Annotated in this window: 12 protein-coding genes and 1 pseudogene; 3 read left to right on the top strand and 10 right to left on the bottom strand. The window is 48.3% G+C overall.

Features of this window, described 5'->3' with window-relative positions:
• The first annotated feature begins 6 nt into the window (after positions 1-6).
• The gene (hisC, locus tag HQN60_RS00755; protein ID WP_254456650.1) at positions 7-1,101 is read left to right on the top strand and encodes a histidinol-phosphate transaminase; all 1,095 of its coding nucleotides are present in this window, start codon (positions 7-9) and stop codon (positions 1,099-1,101) included.
• Between the two features lie 191 nt (positions 1,102-1,292).
• Positions 1,293-1,469, top strand: a complete 177-nt coding sequence (locus tag HQN60_RS00750) for a DUF3460 family protein (protein ID WP_173531898.1) — start codon at positions 1,293-1,295, stop codon at positions 1,467-1,469.
• A gap of 215 nt (positions 1,470-1,684) precedes the next feature.
• Here HQN60_RS00750 and HQN60_RS00745 read toward each other — a convergent pair whose 3' ends face one another.
• The 6 genes and pseudogenes from HQN60_RS00745 to dnaE form a co-directional block, all read right to left on the bottom strand.
• Positions 1,685-2,227: an NADPH-dependent FMN reductase gene (locus HQN60_RS00745; RefSeq protein WP_173531897.1), complete on the bottom strand. Its 543-nt coding sequence runs from the start codon at positions 2,225-2,227 to the stop codon at positions 1,685-1,687.
• A 143-nt stretch (positions 2,228-2,370) separates the two neighbouring features.
• The gene (locus HQN60_RS00740; protein ID WP_173531896.1) at positions 2,371-3,339 is read right to left on the bottom strand and encodes a DUF808 domain-containing protein; all 969 of its coding nucleotides are present in this window, start codon (positions 3,337-3,339) and stop codon (positions 2,371-2,373) included.
• A 123-nt stretch (positions 3,340-3,462) separates the two neighbouring features.
• Entirely contained in the window at positions 3,463-4,263 is an 801-nt protein-coding gene (pflA, locus tag HQN60_RS00735) for a pyruvate formate-lyase-activating protein (RefSeq protein WP_173531895.1), read from the bottom strand.
• Positions 4,264-4,365: 102 nt separating this feature from the next.
• A pseudogene (locus HQN60_RS16060) lies at positions 4,366-4,536 on the bottom strand (glycine radical domain-containing protein); the annotation flags it as partial.
• Positions 4,537-4,731: 195 nt separating this feature from the next.
• A complete protein-coding gene (pflB, locus tag HQN60_RS00725; RefSeq protein WP_173531893.1) occupies positions 4,732-7,044 on the bottom strand; it encodes a formate C-acetyltransferase in 2,313 nt (770 codons plus the stop codon).
• Between the two features lie 455 nt (positions 7,045-7,499).
• Positions 7,500-10,943, bottom strand: a complete 3,444-nt coding sequence (dnaE, locus tag HQN60_RS00720) for a DNA polymerase III subunit alpha (RefSeq protein WP_173531892.1) — start codon at positions 10,941-10,943, stop codon at positions 7,500-7,502.
• Positions 10,944-11,045: 102 nt separating this feature from the next.
• Here dnaE and HQN60_RS00715 point away from each other — a divergent pair, with 102 nt between their 5' ends.
• On the top strand, positions 11,046-11,228 hold the full coding sequence (locus HQN60_RS00715; RefSeq protein WP_173531891.1) for a YjfB family protein: 183 nt from the start codon (positions 11,046-11,048) through the stop codon (positions 11,226-11,228).
• 120 nt (positions 11,229-11,348) lie between these two features.
• On the opposite strand, the gene clpB is transcribed toward HQN60_RS00715, so the two are convergent.
• The 4 genes from clpB to HQN60_RS00695 form a co-directional block, all read right to left on the bottom strand.
• Positions 11,349-13,931: an ATP-dependent chaperone ClpB gene (gene clpB / locus HQN60_RS00710; RefSeq protein ID WP_173531890.1), complete on the bottom strand. Its 2,583-nt coding sequence runs from the start codon at positions 13,929-13,931 to the stop codon at positions 11,349-11,351.
• A 298-nt stretch (positions 13,932-14,229) separates the two neighbouring features.
• Complete coding sequence (locus HQN60_RS00705) at positions 14,230-16,494, bottom strand: arginine/lysine/ornithine decarboxylase (protein WP_173531889.1); 2,265 nt, start codon at positions 16,492-16,494, stop codon at positions 14,230-14,232.
• A gap of 90 nt (positions 16,495-16,584) precedes the next feature.
• A complete protein-coding gene (locus HQN60_RS00700; RefSeq protein WP_173531888.1) occupies positions 16,585-17,217 on the bottom strand; it encodes a type IV pilus modification PilV family protein in 633 nt (210 codons plus the stop codon).
• Positions 17,218-17,231: 14 nt separating this feature from the next.
• Complete coding sequence (locus HQN60_RS00695) at positions 17,232-18,551, bottom strand: hypothetical protein (RefSeq protein ID WP_173531887.1); 1,320 nt, start codon at positions 18,549-18,551, stop codon at positions 17,232-17,234.
• Positions 18,552-18,556: the final 5 nt, after the last annotated feature.

The raw sequence follows: 18,556 nt of genomic DNA, 5'->3' as shown, positions 1-18,556 counted from the left end.
ATAACGATGTTGACGCTTGCCCCCGAATATATCCGCGCGATTGCGCCGTATCAACCCGGTAAACCTGTCGCTGAACTAGCGCGTGAAATGGGGCTTGATCCAGCAACAATCGTTAAATTGGCTTCGAACGAAAACCCACTGGGCATGGGCCCCAAAGCCCGTGCGGCAGTTGAAAAAGAAATTGCTGACTTAGCGCGCTATCCCGATGGTAATGGTTTTGAGTTGAAAGCCAAAATTGCCGAGAAATACCAAGTCGCCAGCGAGCAAATTGTATTGGGCAATGGCTCAAACGACGTGCTGGAATTGATTGCACATGCCTTTTTACAAGCGGGCGATACTGCGGTGTATGCCGAATACGCATTTGCCGTTTATCCCTTGGCCACGCAGGCCATGGGGGCAACGGGGATCTGTGTAAAAGCGCTCGATTACGGCCATGATTTAGACGCCATGCGCGCGGCCATTTTGCCCAGCACGAAAATCGTTTGGATTGCCAATCCAAATAATCCGACTGGTACCTTGGCGCGCCCGGGCGATTTGATCGAGTTTTTAGAGTTATGCCCAAGCCATGTGCTGGTGGTGCTCGACGAAGCGTATACCGAATTTTTACCTGCCGCCAAACGCAGCGATTCGATTGCATGGTTAAAAAGATTTCCGAATTTAATCGTCGTCAGAACCTTCTCTAAAGCCTTTGGCTTAGCGGGTTTGCGCGTGGGTTTTGCGCTAGCCAGCCCTGAAATCATCGATATGCTCAATCGCGTTCGCCAAGCGTTTAACGTCAATAGTTTGGCGCAAGCGGCAGCGACTGCGGCGCTGGACGACGAGGAATTTTTGCAAGCGTCAGTGCGCGTGAATAACCAAGGCATGCAGCAAATCACCGATGCATTTCGCCAGCTTGGTATTAGCTTTATTGAGTCGGCGGGTAACTTTGTGACTTTCCACTGTGGCGACGCGCGTATGCTGAATCAATTTATGCTCGAGCGTGGGGTGATTGTGCGGCCATTGGCGGGTTACGGTATGCCCAATAGTTTGCGAGTGTCGATTGGTTTGCCGGCGGAAAATGCACGCTTTATTGAGGTATTGCAGCAAGCAATGAATGATTGATGGGGTATTTCTAGCTAGCGCATAATTTATATTTCCTAGCTGGCAATACCTATGATTCGTATATAAAACACAGTCAGTCCATGAACTGGCGCGGCGCTGCTGCAACGGGTTTGACGATCTGCAATCAAACTGCCGACCGAACATCGCCTCGGTTATAATGGCGGCAAAATAAATTACCTCGGGAGAGCACCATGTTCGGCAAAGATAATTGCTACGTTTCTGAATACACCCATTTTATTGAAGATGTTTTGGCAAAAAACCCAGAACTCAAACAAGGCCAAATCGACGGCCGCGCTTTATTGTGGGATAAAGAGCCCATCAATTTGGATGAACGCAGCCGAATTGATGCATCGACAGTGAATAAATAAATCGTTCGATCGCAATAACAAAACCGCCTAATTTAGGCGGTTTTTTGTTGGGTAATACAGGCTTAGCAGCTTGGTCATAGCCTATTTTCGACCCGAAGCAGATGCTCAATGATATAGGTAGGTACGATTAGCGTAGCGTAATCGTACGCATGCCATTCCTCCGATTACGCTGCGCTAATCGGAGCTACGGTGCTGCAGGCACTCCTAGACTTTAATTAATCGATAGTAGCTTGGTCAAATTCTGAAAATGAGGCTAAGGATTTGAGTATATCCATGCAAATAAGTGGGGTGCGGAGAATTGCTTCAGTCGTTTTTATTTCACCAATCACAGGAACAGTAATCGACGCCTCATAAAGCAGATTAGCGGACATCATAGTTAAAACTTCTTTGAGTGAGTCAAAGGCATGATGAGCGCGGGGTGCTGCATTTAAAATTGCTACGGGTTTATTCACAAACGCTGGCGTATTGACCATCCAATCAAGTAAATTTTTCATTACACCACTAATTCCGTGGGCATACTCAGGACTTGCAATCAATACACCATCCGCTGCAATAATTTGATCGCGTAATTGCGCCAGTAATGGAAATTCATCGATATTGATATCGGGGTTAAATGGCGGAATGAAAGCCATTTGCTCAAAAAGCGATACTTGAATATGTATAGGTGCCATCGCTTTGACTGCTCGTAGCAATGCTGAATTACAGGAAGCAGCACGAAGACTGCCAGAAATGGCGACGAGTTTAATGTTTTTATTCATAAAATAGCCTCATTAGAAACATCGTTAGGAATTATGTAGAAGATATTCACAGTGGGGGCTTCCGCTTCTGGCCGATTACAGGCTATCCCTTGTTCAGTAATGAATGTCATCAAGCAACGCTAAATAAGAAATAGCCACAGGCTTTATTTTTTAAACGCGCCCAATGTTTTTCCAATGATGGTCACGACCAGTAATGTCACTGCCCCAGCGATGACGCCGGCAATGGCGTTTAAAAATGATGGTGCTAATGCAGCCAGTACGCCGCCAATGGCGGGGAGGGTGCTGGTGCTGTGGGCTGCGGCTTCGATGAGGTGGTGAATGACGGGAATGCCATGAGTGATGATGCCACCGCCGACCATAAACATCGCCAAGGTGCCGACCACGGCTAATACGCGCATTAAAACTGGTGCGCCAGCGAGTAATACGCGGCCGACGCTGCGGCTAATGGCGTTGGCGTTGGGTTTTTGGCTCAGATAAAGCCCAGCGTCGTCCATTTTCACAATGGCGGCGACCAAACCATACACGCCGACGGTCATGATAATGGCGATGCCGGTGAGTACCGCGACTTTGCTGCTAAAGCTAACGGCGGCCACGGTACCAAGGGTGATGACGATGATTTCTGCTGAAAGCACAAAGTCAGTGCGAATTGCACCTTGGATTTTTTCTTGTTCATACGCCACCAGATCAATTGCTGGGTTATTCACTGCGTCGCTCAATGCTTGGTGATCGGCAACGTCTTCAGCGTGTGAGTGCAAAAAAGGATGGGCGATTTTTTCAAAGCCTTCAAAGCACAAATACAATCCACCCAACATTAATAGCGGCATAATCAAGGGGATATTCAGGCCATTGGCGCGCAATTGGTCTTCGACAAAGCTAATTAACAGCGCGGCTGGCACCAAAATCAGTTTGTTTTTAAATGAGCCTTTGGCCACCGCCCAAACAACGGGCAGTTCGCGCTCGGCGCGCACACCAGAGACTTGCTCGGCATTCAGCGCCAGATCGTCGCCCAATACGCCGGCGGTTTTTTTTGCGGCCACTTTGGTCATCAGTGCCACATCATCGAGCACTGCGGCGATATCATCGAGTAATACTAAAAGGCTAGTTCCGGCCATGGTTTAATCCTGCTGTAATTTGAGCGTTAATATACCCGAAGTTGGCGTAATTCTCGATTGACTGATTTGGTTTGAAGCAAAAAAAAGCCAGCGCGAACGCTGGCGATGGAATGCGCGGCTTGCTTAACAGCAGAATAGGCCTTTGGCGCTAAATTGAGCGCGGACGCGCTCGACCATTTCTTGGCTTGGTGGGCGAGTGTCGGTCAGTTCGTATTTCATTCCCAGATCAAGCCATTTGTTTTCGCCCATTTTATGAAAGGGCAAAATTTCCACACGTTCGATCAAACCAGGGGCTTGGCGTTCGAGTTCGCTGAGGTAATTGGCTAGCCCTGCGACATCTTGCTCGTCGTCGCTAATGCCAGGTACCAAGACGTAGCGAATCCACATTTTCTTTTTAAGACGAATCATGCGTTCGGCAAATTCAAGCGTTGGCTGCAGCGGCTTGCCAGTGAGCGCTTCGTATTTGATCGGATCAAATTGTTTAATGTCGAGCAGCACTAAGTCGATATTGTCGAAGTATTCATCCGGTAAGTGCGCTGCCAAAAAGCCTTGGGTATCGAGTGCGGTGTGCACTTTAAGCTCGTGTTTGACTCGGCGGAAAATCTCGCCGACAAAATGGGCTTGCATTAAAGGCTCGCCGCCAGAAATAGTCAGGCCGCCGGCAATGCGTAAAAAGCTGGCGTATTTGCCGATTTCGGCAACGATGGCGTCCACAGTGTATTGCTTACCGTTGTGCAATTTCCACGTGTCGGGATTGTGGCAGTACAAGCAGCGAAATTGGCAGCCGCTAACAAACAGTGCAAAGCGCATGCCAGGGCCATCAACGGCCGCGCCGGTTTCAATAGAGTGGATGTAGCCAAATTGATTGCCATCGGCATCAAAGGCGGCAGGAACGATTTCGCCTGCAGGTTTATCGAGTGCCATGATGATTTCCAGTGATTTTTTTTAGTTTTAAGGTTTTATCGATTACATGTAAAAACGGACCGCAGGCGATGCCTTGCGATCCGTGTTTGCGCTAGATTTCAATCAGCATTTATCGTGGAAAGTGCGATTGATTACGTCTAGCTGTTGTTCGCGAGTCAGTTTAACAAAGTTCACCGCATAACCCGATACGCGCACGGTCAATTGTGGGTATTTGTCGGGGTTGGCCATTGCATCTTCAAGTGTTTCTTTGTTTAAAACATTCATGTTCAAATGAAATAATTGAGCCATTGTTGCCGTCCTCTTAGGTATGTGCTTGTAGTCATGATTTGCTGCAGCTTGTATGGCAATACCCCAGTAGGATATTGCCATCATTCATCACTACAAGAATGTGAATTAAAAGTAGCGTGCCTTGTGAATTTGATCCTAAGTTTTACTAAAATCAGCATCACGAGGCGGCGCTACGCATTCTTAGCACTTCGCATGGAAAGTCCGGTTGATCACGTCCATTTGCTGTTCGCGAGTCAATTTAACAAAGTTCACCGCATAGCCTGAAACACGAATCGTCAATTGCGGGTAGTTTTCTGGATGTTCAACCGCATCAAGCAAGGTATCTTTATCCAAAACATTCATGTTCAAGTGGAACAATTGGTCCATTTTTTCATCAATCGCATCGGTCGTCATGCAAGTTGAGCATTCTTCGCCGTGTGGGCCAAACAAGCCGTCAATCGATGCTGCCAAGGTTTTAACGCGGTCTGCTGCGTTGTGGCCTAAAGCGTCTGGTGTCATTGATGCAGTCCAAGACACACCGTCCAGTGCTGATTCGTATGGAATTTTCGATACAGAGAAACCTGCAGCGATAAAGCCATTGGTATCACGACCATTCATCGGGTTTGCACCTGGTGAGAATGGCGCACCTGAACGACGACCGTCAGGGGTATTACCGGTTTTTTTGCCGTAAACCACGTTCGAAGTGATGGTCAATACCGATTGAGTTGGCATTGAGTCACGGTAGAACACAGGTTGCGCTTTGATTTTTTCCATAAACGCAGTCGACAACCAAACCGCGATATCATCAGCGCGATCATCGTTGTTACCGTAGGCTGGGTATTCGCCTTCGATTACATAATCCACAGCTAAACCCGCTTCGTTACGTTTGATATGCACTTTAGCGTGTTTTACTGCTGACAATGAGTCTGCTGCCACGGATAGACCGGCGATACCGCAAGCCATAGTGCGCAAGATGTCACGATCGTGCAGTGCCATTTCAATACGCTCGTAAGCATATTTATCGTGCATGTAATGGATTGAGTTGAGCGCAGTCACATAAGTTTTTGCCAACCAGTCGAGCATGATGTCGTACTTGCTCATCAACTCGTCGTATTCAAGTACGTCGCCAGTGATTGGCGTGAAGCCTTTGGCAACCACTTTACCGGTTTTTTCGTCCACGCCACCGTTGATCGCGTAGAGCATTGCTTTAGCCAAGTTCACACGAGCGCCAAAGAATTGCATTTGCTTACCAACGCGCATCGCTGAAACGCAGCAGGCAATCGCGTAATCGTCGCCCCATTTTGGTTTCATCAAATCGTCGTTTTCGTATTGGATCGCCGAGGTGTCGATCGATACTTTGGCGCAGAATTCTTTAAAGCCTTGTGGGAAAGCCGTTGACCACAATACAGTCAAGTTAGGCTCTGGCGCTGGGCCAAGGTTGTACAGTGTGTTCAATACACGGAAGCTGGTTTTGCTGACCAAAGTACGGCCATCTTCACCAGTACCACCGATCGATTCAGTCACCCAAGTTGGGTCGCCTGAGAATAGATCATCGTATTCTGGGGTGCGCAAGAAACGCACGATACGCAATTTCATCACCAGATGGTCGATCAATTCTTGCGCTTGCGCTTCAGTCAATGTGCCTTCAGCAAGATCGCGCTCGAAGTAAACGTCAAGGAAGGTCGAGATACGACCAATCGACATTGCTGCGCCATTTTGCTCTTTTACTGCAGCCAAGTAGCCGAAGTACAACCATTGCACGGCTTCTTGAGCGGTGTTGGCTGGCTGAGCGATATCAAAGCCGTATTTTTTGGCCATGATTTTGAGTTCGTTCAGTGCTTTGATTTGTTCGGATAATTCTTCACGCAAGCGAACAACGCTTTCAGTGAATGGTACGTTGTCGAGTTCGGTTTTTTCGCGTTTTTTGTCAGCGATCAAGAAATCAACACCGTATAAAGCCACACGGCGATAGTCACCAATAATACGACCACGGCCATAGGCATCTGGCAAACCAGTAATCACGCCCGAGCTACGGCAAGCCATGATTTCTGGCGTGTAAACGTCAAATACCGCGTTGTTGTGGTCTTTACGGTATTTGGTAAAGATCTCTTTGATTTCAGGGTTCATTTCAAAATGGTAAGCCTTGAGGCCGTTTTCAACCATTTTCAAGCCACCATTTGGCATGATGGCGCGGCGTAGCGGCGCATCAGTTTGCAAACCAACGATGGTTTCCAAATCTTTATTGATGTAGCCAGCGCCGTGGGCGGTGATGGTTGAACCAAATTGTGCAGAAACTTCGAGCACACCGCGTTTGCGCTCTTCTTTGAGCAAGACTGACAGTTCAGTCCACAATTGAGTCGTGCGTTCAGTCGGGCCGGCTAGGAAAGAATCATCACCCACATATGGTGTGTAGTTCGCTTGGATAAATTCACGAACCAATACTTTATTCTGCCATTCGCCAGCGCTAAAACCGCGCCAAGCTGTCAATTGCAAGTTGTCTTGAGGTGCATTCATTTGGGTGAGACTCCTTAGTGGCGATGTCTGTTGGACCATCTTTAAGCCGAATTTTCAGTTGCTAACTGAAAAGAATGTCGCTGTTGCCAGATAGGGCAAACAGCAGCAAGTTTTTATTAAGGCATCGTAACAATAATGCAATTTCAAAAATTGATTTAGATCAGTTTTGAAAATATGTTATTGAATATTTTCAACTACATAAGACAATGGCTTTATTGTTGCGACGCAGTAAAGTTTGCATTGCAAACCTCACTTTCATGACAATATCTTATGCCTTTGAGACGCCGAATGGAATGTAAAAATTGGCAAAATGGACTGATGGAGGATGTAAAAATTTGACATAGGTCAAATCTCAAAGATAAACAATGCGCGGAAATTTTTGGAAAAAATGCTCAGAAATTTTATGGGTGGTATGTCTCGCTAGCGCATTATTGATATGTGCTAGCGAGGTATACCTAGAAGCGTGGTTCAGCCGATTGTGGACCAAGCCAGTTACGCAAATCGCTCAGCAATTCATCACGTAAAATCACTCGCCACGCATGGCCTAGTAGCATCTGGCATTGCGCGTCGTTATTTTGGTAATCAATTTCAACCGCGCAGCCGTGATCGGCCGCGTGGGGTTGCAAAATTTGCTTGAGCCTGTCGGCGTCGCCTTGCTGCCCCAAGTTAATTTTGAGTGCCCGCGCAAAGTGGCTGCGCGCTTCGGCTAAGTCAAATACCCGATCGGCGATAATGCGTTGCCCACCGGAAAAGCGATCTTCCGAGACCTTTGCTTCGATGACTAATAAAGTGTCTTCTTTGAGCTTGGTGCGATTGGCTTCAAACGATTCGGAATACAGCGTGAGTTCAACTTTGGCATGACCATCATCGAGCTGTAAAAAACACATCCGGCCACGATCACCATTTTTAATTCGCATGCCCGCCACAATCCCGGCAATAAATTGCGGCTCGCGCTGGTTATTGAGTCGATCAAGTCGGGTGCGAATCAAGCCTTTAATCGGTCTGGCATGGGCATCAAACGGGTGGCCAGAAAGATAAAATCCGAGTGCGGATTTTTCTTCGGCCAGTTTGATTTTGTCATCCCATAGCGGCGCATCTAGGTGTTCGATTTGCGGTGCGGCAGCGGGCTCTAGCATGTCGAACAAGCTAATTTGATTGGCATTGGCGATTTCAGCTTCGGCCACGGCCATGGCTTGCTCGACATTGGCCATAATGCGCGCGCGATTAGGCTCAAGCGCATCAAAAGCGCCACCACGAATTAAGGCTTCGAGCACGCGTTTATTGACTTCTTTTTTGTCGGTTCGGCTACATAAATCGTAAATGTCTTTAAACGGTCCGTTGGCCGTGCGCTCGGCGACAATCATATTCACTGCGCTTTCGCCAACGCCTTTAATCGCCCCTAAGGCATAACGAATTTGTTTTTTACCCACCGGAACAAAGCGATAAAAACTTTCGTTAATATCGGGCGGTAAGATTTCGAGTTTGTTTTTTTTGTTTAAACAATCATCGTAAAACACTTTGAGCTGGTCAGTATTGTCCAACTCGGACGACATCGTTGCCGCCATAAAGGCCGCAGTATGGTGCGCTTTGAGCCAGGCGGTGTGGTACGACACCACCGCGTACGCTGCGGTATGCGATTTATTAAAGCCGTACTCGGCAAACTTGGTCATCAAGTCAAACAAGGTTTCGGCGAGTTTGGGATCGTACCCTTGCTTGGCGGCACCTTCGGCAATGGTTTCCCGGTGTTTGGCCATTTCTTCAGGCTTTTTCTTACCCATCGCCCGGCGCAGCATATCGGCGCCACCGAGCGTGTAGCCACCGATAATCTGCGAAATCTGCATCACCTGCTCTTGATACACGATAACGCCGTAAGTCGGCTCCAAACATTTTTCGAGGTCGGGATGGAAGTAATCGGGCGCTTCAAGACCTTTTTTACGATTAATAAAGGTGTCGACCATCCCTGAGCCGAGTGGCCCCGGACGATATAGCGCCAATACCGCAATAATGTCCTCAAAACGATCGGGCGCGAGCTTTTCGAGCAAGCGCTTCATACCGTCCGATTCGACCTGAAACACGCCGGTGGTATTGGCATCGCGGAACACCTGATACGCGGCTTGATCGTTAAAGCCCAGACTCATTAAGTCCAGATATTCGCCAGTTTGGTTTTTGATGTATTGCAGCGCGAGTTCGATAATCGTTAGATTTCGCAAACCCAAAAAGTCAAACTTCACCAAGCCAACGGCTTCAACGTCGTCTTTATCCAGCATCGACACCGGCGAGGCATCATCGCCTGATGCTTGGTACACCGGGCAGAAATCAGTGATTTTATTTGGTGCAATCAATACCCCACCGGCATGCATACCGATATTGCGCGTGAGGCCTTCGAGTTTTTTGGCCAGCTCCCATAGCTCTTTGAGTTCTTCTTCGCGCTCAACGCGCTCGGCCAGCTCAGGCACCATTTCTAGCGCATCGTCCAGACTATATTGTTTACCGGGCGCAGCAGGGATGAGTTTGGATACGCCATCACAAAACATATACGGCAAATCGAGCACGCGGCCGACGTCGCGCACCACCGCTTTGGCGGCCATGGTACCAAAAGTCGCAATCTGGCTCACGGCATCCGCGCCGTATTTTTCACGCACGTATTCAATCACGCGCCAGCGGTTTTCTTGGCAGAAGTCGATATCAAAGTCGGGCATTGAAACGCGTTCTGGATTCAAAAAGCGCTCAAACAGCAGTGCATACGCAGTGGGATCAATGTCGGTAATACCCAGGCTGTACGCCACCAACGAGCCGGCACCCGAACCACGACCCGGCCCCACTGGGCAGCCGTTGACTTTGCCCCAGGCGATAAAGTCGGCAACGATCAAAAAGTAACCGGGAAAGCCCATATTAATAATGGTGTCGGTTTCGATTTTGAGTCGTTCGTAATAGCGAGGACGTTCCGCTTCGCGCAGTGCCTCATCGGGGTATAGCTGTGCAAGGCGCATTTCTAAGCCGCGCTTAGCCTCATACACCAAGAAATCATCCAGCGTCATGCCTTCGGGCGTAGGGAAGGGCGGTAAGACGTTTTTACCCAGCACAATCTCAATATTGCAGCGCTGTGCAATTGTCACGGTATTGGCGAGCGCTTCGGGCACATCGGCAAACAATTCTTGCATTTGCGCCGTGGTTTTGAAATATTGCTCTTCGGTGAAATCCTTCGGGCGACGTTTGTCATTCATGACAAAGCCTGCCGAAATACAGGTGCGCGCTTCGTGCGCTTTAAAGTCGTCCGGATCCATAAATTGGATTGGGTGCGTTGCGACTACCGGCAGATTGAGCTCACCCGCCAAATCGAGCTGGCGCTGCAAGCTGGTTTCGCATGCTGCGGTGCCGGTGCGTTGAATCTCGAGGTAAAAACTATCGGGAAATTGCGCCGCCCACCACTGGGCTGCCGCGCTGGCAAGCTCTGGATTATTCGCCAAAAACTGCTGACCAACTTCGCCGAGCTCAGCGCCCGACAGCGCAATCAAACCGCTATTATCACCGGCGGTAAACCATTCTTTTTTCAGTTCGCCCCGGCCGCGATATTGATTGTCGCGAAACGCCATCGTGATCAGCTCGCACAGACGGCCATAACCGGCGCGATTTTTACAAATCAGCAGCGTGCGAAATGGTTTGTCGCGGTTATCTGGATTTTCGATCCATGCATCCAAGCCGATAATCGGTTTAATCCCGGCATTGCGGCAAGCTTTGTAATGCTTAACCAGACCAAACAGATTCATTAAATCCGACATGCCAAGCGCCGGCATTTTGTCGGCTTTGGCGCGTTTAACGGCGTCATCCAGACGGACGATGCCGTCAGAAACTGAAAACTCGGAATGGAGGCGAAGATGGATATAGGCAGGTGCGTTCATTGGCGCATTTTATCATTTCTTGCGCTGATTCAGGCTGCTACCCTTCATTAAGCGTGAATAAGGCCGATAAAATAACCGTTATGGCAAAAAAGGGGTGTTGTAATGAGTGACAGTATGGTGAATGCGGCCAGTAGTGCCAGCGCCAACAATCCTGTTCCATTGGTGATGCTGCGTAAAAGTTTGGATCTACAGGCGCAAAGTACACTCAGCTTGCTGCAAGCCATTCCGCAGCCGGCCAGCGTAAATCCGGCGCATTTAGGGCAAAATGTAGACGTAAAGGCTTAACGATTGCTTGGGGTATGTCTGCCTAAGTGAATTAAATAATAGGCTCTGTGTCTATACATAAAAAAAGCCATTCCGAGATTCGGAATGGCTTTTTGTTTGCCGGGGAAGGCGCTGTGCGACTTAACTAAAGTGCATCATGCCGTCTTTGGCGTCGACATGTATGGTGTCTTTGGCGGCAAAGTCACCATTGAGTAGTCGTTTGGCCAACACGTTTTCCAGCTCACTTTGGATGGCGCGTTTTAATGGCCTTGCGCCATACACCGGATCAAAGCCCGCTTCGGCGATCAAATCAAGCGCAGCATCTGAAACCGACAAGCTGATTTCCATTTGTGCCAAACGCTGGCGCAACTTATCGAGCTGAATGCGCGCGATGTGGCGAATTTGTGTTTGGGCCAAGCCATGGAACACCACCACTTCGTCGATTCGGTTAATAAACTCAGGGCGGAAATGCGTTTTAACTTCCGCCATCACCGCCAATTTAATCACCTGATAATCAGAATCGGCCAAACGCTGGATATGCTCGCTACCGAGGTTGGACGTCATAATCACCACGGTATTTCTAAAGTCCACTGTGCGACCTTGGCCATCGGTTAAGCGGCCATCATCCAATACTTGCAGCAAAATATTAAATACGTCTGGATGCGCTTTTTCGACCTCATCAAGCAAAATCACACTATACGGTTTACGCCGTACCAGCTCGGTGAGGTAGCCGCCTTCCTCGTAGCCGACATAGCCCGGTGGCGCCCCAATTAAGCGCGCTACCGAATGTTTTTCCATAAATTCGCTCATATCGATGCGAATCATATGGTCTTCGGAATCAAATAAATAGTTCGCCAGCGTTTTGCACAGCTCGGTTTTACCCACGCCAGTCGGCCCCAAAAATAGGAATGAGCCATAAGGGCGATTTGGGTCGCCAAGACCGGCGCGTGAACGACGGATCGCGTCAGAAACTAAGCGCACCGCTTCGTCTTGACCGACCACGCGTTGGTGCAAAACTTCTTCCATATGCAGTAGTTTTTCGCGTTCGCCTTGTAGCATTTTGCTCACCGGAATACCCGTGGCGCGGCTCACCACTTCGGCGATCTCTTCGGCGCCAACTTGCGTGCGTAATAGCCGAGTTTTATTTGGCGTTTCGCTAGCATTTTCGCTGGTTTCGGCCGCTTTGAGCTTGGCTTCGAGCTGCGGTAATTCGCCGTATTGCAATTCTGAAGCTTTGTCCCATTCACCGGCACGGCGAGCGGTTTCCATTGCCGTTTTAACGTGCTCGATTTCTTCGCGAATCGCTTGAGTGCCCAGCACGCTGGCTTTTTCGGCTTTCCAGATTTCATCTAGATCCGAGTAGTCTTTGCCCAATTGAGCAATTTCTTCCTCGATTAAGGCCAAGCGTTTTTTACTGGCTTCGTCTTTTTCGCGTTTCACTGCTTCACGCTCGATTTTGAGCTGAATAATCCGCCGATCGAGTTTGTCCATCACTTCGGGCTTAGAGTCGATCTCCATCTTGATTTTGGCCGCCGCTTCGTCGATCAAGTCGATGGCTTTATCTGGCAAGAAGCGATCGGTGATGTAGCGGTGCGATAATTCAGCCGCCGCCACAATCGCCGGATCGGTGATTTCAACGCCATGATGGATTTCGTACTTTTCTTGCAAGCCGCGCAAAATCGCAATGGTGGCTTCAACACTCGGCTCACCCACCAGTACTTTTTGGAAACGCCGCTCCAGTGCTGCGTCTTTTTCGATGTATTTGCGGTATTCATCGAGCGTAGTCGCGCCAAGGCAATGCAATTCGCCACGCGCGAGGGCAGGCTTGAGCATATTGCCAGCATCCATTGCGCCTTCGGCTTTACCGGCGCCAACCAGTGTATGCAATTCATCAATAAAGACGATGACTTGACCGGCTTCTTTTTCCAGTTCGCCAAGGACTGCTTTGAGGCGTTCTTCAAATTCACCGCGGTATTTAGCGCCAGCCAAGAGCGATGCTAGATCTAAGGCCAATACCCGCTTACCTTTGAGCGACTCGGGTACTTCGCCATTGATAATGCGCTGCGCCAAGCCTTCAACAATCGCGGTTTTACCCACGCCCGGTTCACCAATCAGGACTGGATTGTTTTTGGTGCGGCGTTGCAATACTTGGATGGCGCGGCGGATTTCATCGTCGCGGCCAATCACAGGATCAAGCTTGCCTTGCCGAGCGCGTTCAGTTAAATCAAGGCAGTATTTATTCAATGCTTCACGTTGTTGATCGGCTTCTGGATTATCCACGCCGTTGCCGCCGCGCACGGCATCCACCGCCGCTTGAATCGCAGCTTTATTGCCGCCATGGTCTTTGAGTAGGCGCGCGGCTTCGCCTTTGTCGTCGCACAGCGCGAGCAAAAATAAATCGCTAGAAATAAATTGATCACCGCGTTGCATCGCCGCTTTATCGGTTTGATTTAATAAGCGAGTCAGGTCTTTGCCAACGGTGAGATCGCTATCTCCGCCGGAAATTTTGGCGATGCGCGCGAGTGAGCCATCGAGCGCGCTGTGGAGTGGTTGCACATTGACACCCGCGCGCGCTAGCAATGCGGCGGTACCTGAATCACTGTCATTCAGGAGTGCCAGTAGTAAATGTTGCGGTTCGATATAAGCATTGTCGTTCAGGTTGGCGATGCTTTGTGCATCAGCCAATGCCTGTTGGAATTTGGTGGTGAGTTTGTCAAAACGCATCTTTCAATCTCCAAAAAAGTGAAACGGTATACGAGTTAAATTGCAGCGCTTGTAATTTAATCAATAGGAAGTGCTGCGGAAATATTGACAAATTAGCGATGTGCTTACCTTAAGTGCGCTGTTGTGCGGGTCTGTGCGAAACAGTACTGAAGAATTTATTGAGATCGATTGTTTTTCTGGCTTTGTTATAGCCCGAGTGGGCCGTTTGCAAAGCAAGAGGCTGATATTGCATGGCGTAGTCGGCGGCGGGCATAAAAAAACCGCCAGCAAGCTGGCGGTTGTTGAGCACAAACCCAAATTAAGTTCGTACACAATCCATATAGTAGCGCGTGACGCCAGCAGTGGTTTCGGCGACTAGACCGTGGATATAGGTCTCAAAGCCGGGGAATTTCTGATTGAAATCACGGGCAAATTTTAAGTAATCCACGATGGTTTTGTTGAAGACTTCACCCGGAATCAACAGCGGAATGCCTGGTGGATACGGCGTGAGCATCACCGCAGTAATGCGGCCTTCTAAATCATCAATCGCGACGCGATCAAGTTCACGATGCGCCATTTTGGCAAAGGCTTTAGCCGGTTTCATCGCCGGCACCATATCGGACAAATACATCTCGGTGGTTAAGCGGGCAACACCGTGCTCTTTATAAATGCCGTGGATTTGCTGGCAAAGATCACGCAGGCCAATGCGCTCGTATTGCGGATATTTAGCAATGAACTCGGGCAAGATGCGCCACAGCGGGGCGTTTTTATCAAAGTCGTCTTTAAACTGCTGCAAGGCCGCGAGTAGCGTATTCCAGCGGCCTTTGGTAATGCCGATGGTAAACATAATAAAGAAGGAGTATAGCCCGCACTTCTCAACGACTACGCCGTGTTCAGCCAGATACTTGGTCACAATACTCGCAGGAATCCCTTGCGCGTCAAAGTCACCATTTAAATCCAAGCCCGGTGTCAAGATAGTGGCTTTGATGGGGTCGAGCATATTAAAGCCGTCGGCAATCTCGCCAAAGCCGTGCCAATTGTCGCCGGCTTTTAGCATCCAAGCGTCACGATGGTCTAGACCTTCGTCGGTCAAATCGTCTGGGCCCCATACCGAGAACCACCAGTCTTCACCGTATTCTTCATCCACTTTGCGCATCGCACGGCGGAAATCGAGTGCTTCCATCAAGGATTCTTCGACCAGCGCGGTGCCGCCCGGCGCCTCCATCATCGCAGCCGCTACGTCGCACGATGCAATAATTGAATATTGCGGGCTGGTCGACGTGTGCATCAAATACGCTTCGTTAAATAAATCGCGATCGAGCTGACGGTTTTCTGGGTCTTGCACCAAGATTTGTGATGCTTGGCTTAGGCCAGCGAGTAATTTATGCGTAGATTGTGTTGAAAACACCATCGATTCTTTACAGCGCGGACGGTCTTCGCCAATCGCGTGATAATCGCCATAAAACTCGTGAAAAGCCGCGTGTGGCAGCCACGCCTCATCAAAATGCAGCGTATCGATTTCACCGTCGAGCATGCCTTTGATGTCTTCGACGTTATACATAATGCCGTCGTAAGTCGATTGCGTGATCGTCAAAATACGCGGTTTAAAGTTTGGATCTTCCAGTAGTTTTTCCCGCGCAAAAGGGTTATCCATCATTTTTTTGCGGATATTTTCTGGCGTGAATTCAGATTTTGGAATCGGACCAATAATGCCGTAATGATTGCGCGTTGGCATCAAAAACACCGGCACTGCGCCCATCATCATGATCGAATGCAAAATTGATTTGTGGCAGTTGCGATCCACGACCACCACGTCACCCGGCGCAACGGTAGAGTGCCAAACGATTTTGTTCGACGTTGACGTGCCGTTGGTGACAAAGAACAAATGGTCGGCATTAAAAATGCGCGCGGCATTGCGTTCAGACGCGGCAATCGGCCCAGTATGATCGAGCAATTGACCGAGCTCTTCCACCGCATTGCAAACGTCGGCGCGCAACATGTTTTCACCAAAAAACTGGTGGAACATTTGCCCAACGGGAGATTTTAAAAACGCCACGCCACCCGAGTGCCCCGGGCAGTGCCAAGAGTAAGAACCGTCTTGGGCGTAATGCGTTAGTGCGCGGAAAAAAGGCGGCGCGAGGGTATCGAGATAGGATTTCGCTTCGCGAATAATATGCCGCGCCACGAATTCGGGCGTGTCTTCGTGCATGTGAATAAAACCATGCAATTCACGCAAGACATCATTCGGAATGTGCCGCGCAGTGCGCGTTTCACCGTAAATATAAATTGGAATATCTGGATTGCGGCGGCGAATCTCGGCGACAAAGCTGCGCAAGCTAGTTAAAGCTTCATGCGTTTCTTCAATAGAGCCCGAGCCAAATTCTTCGTCGTCAATCGACAAAATAAAGCCAGCGGCACGGCTTTGCTGTTGCGCAAAAGAGGTGAGGTCGCCATAACTGGTATAGCCCACCACATCCACACCCTCGGCCTCAATCGCCGCAGCCAGTTCACGAATACCGGAACCACTGGTGTTCTCGGTGCGAAAATCTTCGTCGATAATGACGAGAGGGAAGTAAAAGCGCATGTCAGTCCTTCGCTAAAAGTAAAAACGCCCCTGTCTGGGGGCAGGGGCGTAGTTTATATGATTTTTTGTGAATTTTATTAATATTCAGCGCTATAAAACCTGCCAATCTGTTGAAATACCATCTGTTGTTGGGGGGGCTACTTTTTCGGGTTGATTTCCTGTGGTCGCGGAGTGAATCGTTTTGCTTTTATAAATACGGCCAGAAAAGCTAACTAAATCATTAATTACATAAGGCGTTGCAACTAACCAAGGAGGCGCTGGTTCAGGACGAATTGAAGTCATTGTGACAATGTTTTGCATTTGTCCATTGCTGCCTTGCCAACTGACATCAATTTGAGCATCAAAAGGGGTGCTACTTGAGTGTAAGTTGGGAGCTGCGGGTAAAAGACTACGCCGAATGGTGAAAGTTGTGGTCTTGTTTGTAAAGATTGCACATTTTGTTGCTGGTGTGTTTGGGTCGCAATTGCCGAAGCTAATTGGAGTGCCGCCAGGCACTCCAGCGTAACTAGTAGGAAGACTGCGTAACTGAGGGTTGCGGACGATTTGCCGTAAATTATCTGCGACACCCTCAGCAAGTCGAATGGCTACTTGTCGATCAGCTGCACCGCTTGTTCCTTGTAATAAAACTGCATTTAATTTGGCAAGAAATAAAGCGGATAAGCCTAAAATAATGACTGCAATCATCACTTCAATTAAGCTGAAGCCATGTTGATTTGTTTTCATCGTCTTCATTTGCCTTAAAAATCGATCCAAGAGTTTGAGCTGATTGTTGTGCCCAGAGGGTCGACTGGAATTAGTACTAGAGGTTTGTAGAAAACGTGAATTGCACCTTTTGCATCATGAGTGCCTGTCAAAGGCCGTGCAGATGCCGGTCCGTATACTGAATCGGTAATTCCGTCATTAAATAGTTGAGTAATATCAGAGTCGTTTTTGTGGTTTGGGAACTGGTGGAATCCATTCAAGTAAGTGGCTGAATTTCCAATGTCCCATTTTGATTCAATCGCAAGCGATCCTGTTATTGTCATGGCACCATTTTGAAAAACGTTTGTAGCATAAACGAAACCACTAGCAACTAATGAACCTGTTACATTTCCTTCTACAATAATGATTGCTTTGTTTGATCCGCTAATAGTGCAATTGTTGGCGTCGCCAGAAATCCAAACGACTTCGTTGTCTGTCACGGTTATTGGTCCAGTGCAATTTGGTAGAACTCTATTTGCTTTGCTATTTTTATAATCTGATTTGCTTGAATTAAAAATTTTTTCAAAGAGGTTGGTTTGCAAGCTAGCGTCTTGCAATGGAGAGCATGCTCCGCCAGCAGAGCAGGTATAACTAGGTGATCCTCGATAATTATATTCATCTCCAAATGCTACTGCACAAAGAGGTTTGGGGTCACTTAAGTACGTAGTACCAATATTAATAGAGCCACTTGAATCTGCGTAACCACCAATAGTTACTGCTGTATTGGGTAAATTCAAACCACCAGCAATTGGGATTGTTCTTCGAATTTTGGCGTAGCTATCACTGCTATTGCCATTGTTTATTAATCCAGACTCTGAACCAGTCAATCCTTCGCTTGTAATGTAAAGTTTATTATTACTTAATTTTGCTTGCACGCGGTAAGCTAATTGGGGATTTACATTCGACAATGCTCCCAATAGTGGTAGCTCAGCCTTAAAATATTTGTCTGGAGCAAATTGTTGTTTGCTGCTATCAGAATAGGTACTTGTAATTTCATAGGGCATATTTGAAGTTGCGGGAGCGCAACTAGCTGCTGAAGTCACAGAGTTTGTTCTTAAAATTACACCATCGCTTCCTGTCGAGTTAATTAAATCGATATCGGATTTAATTTGAGCATAGAAAGCATTAATCCCCGCTTCAGCGGCTTGAGTGGCCATAACACTTTGCGAGTTGTTTGTAACAGAACGTTGTAGTAACAGTCCGCTGCGATTGACATAAATTGTTGCAACGCCTGCAATTAAGGCCAACATAACTGTAACTAGTAATGCCGCAATTCCAATTTGTTTTGATTGGTTGTTGTAGTTAATTTTATTCATTTTAT

It is taken from the genome of Deefgea piscis, from assembly GCF_013284055.1.
GTDB lineage: Bacteria > Pseudomonadota > Gammaproteobacteria > Burkholderiales > Chitinibacteraceae > Deefgea > Deefgea piscis.
This window is presented reverse-complemented; position numbering and strand designations above follow the sequence as displayed.

Excerpts from the sequence above, each read along its gene's own strand:
- hisC (WP_254456650.1), top strand. The coding sequence starts at position 7 with ATGTTGACGCTTGCCCCCGAATATATCCGCGCGATTGCGCCGTATCAA.
- HQN60_RS00750 (WP_173531898.1), top strand. The coding sequence starts at position 1,293 with ATGTTCGGCAAAGATAATTGCTACGTTTCTGAATACACCCATTTTATT.
- HQN60_RS00745 (WP_173531897.1), bottom strand. The coding sequence starts at position 2,227 with ATGAATAAAAACATTAAACTCGTCGCCATTTCTGGCAGTCTTCGTGCT.
- HQN60_RS00740 (WP_173531896.1), bottom strand. The coding sequence starts at position 3,339 with ATGGCCGGAACTAGCCTTTTAGTATTACTCGATGATATCGCCGCAGTG.
- pflA (WP_173531895.1), bottom strand. The coding sequence starts at position 4,263 with ATGGCACTCGATAAACCTGCAGGCGAAATCGTTCCTGCCGCCTTTGAT.
- pflB (WP_173531893.1), bottom strand. The coding sequence starts at position 7,044 with ATGAATGCACCTCAAGACAACTTGCAATTGACAGCTTGGCGCGGTTTT.
- dnaE (WP_173531892.1), bottom strand. The coding sequence starts at position 10,943 with ATGAACGCACCTGCCTATATCCATCTTCGCCTCCATTCCGAGTTTTCA.
- HQN60_RS00715 (WP_173531891.1), top strand. The coding sequence starts at position 11,046 with ATGAGTGACAGTATGGTGAATGCGGCCAGTAGTGCCAGCGCCAACAAT.
- clpB (WP_173531890.1), bottom strand. The coding sequence starts at position 13,931 with ATGCGTTTTGACAAACTCACCACCAAATTCCAACAGGCATTGGCTGAT.
- HQN60_RS00705 (WP_173531889.1), bottom strand. The coding sequence starts at position 16,494 with ATGCGCTTTTACTTCCCTCTCGTCATTATCGACGAAGATTTTCGCACC.
- HQN60_RS00700 (WP_173531888.1), bottom strand. The coding sequence starts at position 17,217 with ATGAAAACAAATCAACATGGCTTCAGCTTAATTGAAGTGATGATTGCA.
- HQN60_RS00695 (WP_173531887.1), bottom strand. The coding sequence starts at position 18,551 with ATGAATAAAATTAACTACAACAACCAATCAAAACAAATTGGAATTGCG.